The organism is Methylophaga sp. UBA5088 (genome assembly GCF_002414625.1).
Lineage (GTDB): Bacteria > Pseudomonadota > Gammaproteobacteria > Nitrosococcales > Methylophagaceae > Methylophaga > Methylophaga marina.
In genome coordinates, this window is the sequence record NZ_DIAC01000107.1 from 28,952 (window position 1) to 29,445 (window position 494).

The following is a 494-nucleotide window of genomic DNA, read 5'->3' on the forward strand; positions in this document are numbered from 1 at the left end:
CCAGGCGAACAGCCCGAGCCGCTTTATCGACTACACGCAGGTTTTCCAGCACTTGATAATCACCCGCTGGTGCATCCAGCGTTTGAGCATCCGACCAGAACACGCCAGGATAATCAGGGAAAAACGATGGTACTGAGAAGCGTTGGTCATTCAACGCTTTGGCATGGGCCATGTTGTATCGCACACCGTCTTTATCAACGGGTAAGGTGGTTTGATCCTGCCCCACTAATGGGCCAGTTTCGACGCGCATTGGCGTGTCAGCCACGCTGACACCAGAGTTACACAAACGGCCAGCGATAATGCCAACGGCATCGTCATAGATATACGGCACAGGTGAAACCCGATGCGCTGAGAGCGTGTCGGTTAGGTTGTTCACCGCAGTGATGTATTCTGACCAGGATTCATTTTCGCTATCGATACCGCGCACAGCACCAATAAAGAAAAGACGACGGCCATATTGAGCTTCGATATTAACTGCTTTAGTTTGCATGGCA

At 51.4% G+C, this 494-nt stretch carries 1 protein-coding gene; it reads right to left on the reverse strand.

Going from position 1 to position 494, the window contains the following annotated elements; genetic code table 11:
• Positions 1–494, reverse strand: a 494-nt coding sequence (locus B4K20_RS13725) for a DUF2586 family protein (protein ID WP_289283311.1), incomplete at both ends; no start/stop codon positions are given.